Source organism: Mesorhizobium sp. M7A.F.Ca.CA.004.12.1.1, assembly GCF_003997835.1.
Taxonomy (GTDB): domain Bacteria; phylum Pseudomonadota; class Alphaproteobacteria; order Rhizobiales; family Rhizobiaceae; genus Mesorhizobium.
The window spans coordinates 1-1678 of sequence record NZ_RZRK01001068.1 but is presented as its reverse complement, the minus strand read 5'-3'; the positions used below and the strand labels follow the sequence as shown (position 1 = coordinate 1678).

The window sequence follows — 1678 nt, the reverse complement described above, 5'->3', positions numbered from 1 at the left end:
CTTCAGCAAAGCGCGCTGGATGATCTCGTTGCCGGCGACGACCGAGCCGTTGTCGAGCATGTCCTGGCCGCCATCCATGTCGGAGACGAAGCCGCCCGCCTCGCGGATCAAAAGCAGCCCGGCGGCGATGTCCCAGGCCGACAGGCCGGTTTCCCAGAAGCCATCCATGCGGCCGGCGGCGACATAGGCGAGATCGAGCGATGCGGAGCCGAGGCGGCGGACGCCGGAAACCTCGGCCATGACATTGCGCAGTTCGACCAGGAAATTGCCGTGGTGGCCGCGGCCGAGATGCGGCATGCCGCAGCCGATCACGGTGTCGACCAGCTTGATGCGGCCGGCGACGCGCAAGCGGCGGTCGTTCATGAAGGCGCCGCCCCCGCGTTCGCAGGTGTAGAGTTCGTCCATCGCCGGATTGTAGATGACGCCGGCGACGATCTGGCCCTGGCGCTCCAGCGCGATCGAAACGGCAAAGAGCGGAATGCCGTGCAGGAAATTGGTGGTGCCGTCGAGCGGGTCGACGATCCAGCGATGCTGGCCGTCGTCGCCTTCAACCACGCCGCGCTCTTCCATCAGGAAGGAATAGCCGGGCCGAGCCTTGGACAATTCGGCAAAGACGATGTCCTCTGCCTTGCGGTCGGCCTGGCTGACATAATCGCCGGGGCCCTTCATCGAGACCTGCAGGTTCTGCACCTCGCCGAAGTCGCGCGACAGCGAGCGGCCGGCCTTCATTGCGGCCTGGACCATGACGTTGAGAAGGGCTGAGCGTGCCATAGTGCTTTTTCCCGGTGCTGCGCTTTAAATTCTGCCTCGATGCATGTCGGTGACCCGGAACCCGGCCACTTCTGGGCGACATGCGTCAGTCGGCGCGGCGCACGTAAGTGATTTCGTTGGTGTCGACGATGATGCGCTCGCCGGCGCCGATGAAGGGCGGCACCAGGACGCGGATGCCGTTCTCCAGGATCGCCGGCTTGTAGGACGATGCCGCCGTCTGACCCTTCACCACCGGGTCGGCCTCGGTGATGGTCAGCGTCACATAGTCGGGCAGCGAAATGCCGATCGGCCGCTCTTCGTAGAGCTGGACCGTCACCATCATGCCGTCCTGCAGGAAGGCGGCGCGATCGCCGACGAAGTCCTTGTTCAATTCGAGCTGCTCGTAGCTCTGGGTGTCCATGAACACCAGTGCGTCTTCCTGCGCGTAAAGGAAGGAAAAATCCTTCAGGTCGAGCCGGATCTGTTCGACGGTCTCGGCCGAGCGGAAGCGCTCGTTGAGCTTGGTGCCGTTGATGAGGTTCTTCAGTTCGACCTGATTGTAGGCGCCGCCCTTGCCGGGCTTGACGGTGTTGGTCCTGACCGCCACCCAAAGCCCGCCATCATGCTCGATGACATAGCCGGGACGGATTTCGTTGCCATTGATCTTGGCCATGATGAGATGATCCGGAATGATGCCAACGGCCACGCCGTCGGTATGGATGTTCGCTGGGAAAGCGATTTCGGGCTCCCAAGACCACAAATCGCCAGAAGAGGCAAGGGAGCGGGCAGGTCGGTGCCAGGCGAGGGGAGCCGAGGTTACACTTGCGATGACCGCGAGAACCGCCGTCAAGGCAGCCGGTTGGCCTTCTGCAGCGCCTGCTTGGTCTGGTCGTCGTCCAGCCCCTGCAGGAAGTCGTCCATCTGTGGG

2 protein-coding genes are annotated in these 1678 nt (G+C 63.4%); both read right to left on the bottom strand.

Annotated elements, in window-relative coordinates; all coding sequences use genetic code 11:
• Positions 1-771: inositol monophosphatase family protein (locus EN984_RS33655; RefSeq protein ID WP_164765878.1), on the bottom strand; the 771-nt coding region annotated here is incomplete at its 3' end.
• 85 nt (positions 772-856) lie between these two features.
• The gene (gene efp, locus EN984_RS33650) at positions 857-1423 is read right to left on the bottom strand and encodes an elongation factor P (RefSeq protein ID WP_013529127.1); all 567 of its coding nucleotides are present in this window, start codon (positions 1421-1423) and stop codon (positions 857-859) included.
• Between the last annotated feature and the right edge of the window lie 255 nt (positions 1424-1678).

What these genes read in the sequence shown, in the direction of transcription:
- efp (WP_013529127.1), bottom strand. Translation starts at nt 1,423, where the DNA reads ATGGCCAAGATCAATGGCAACGAAATCCGTCCCGGCTATGTCATCGAG.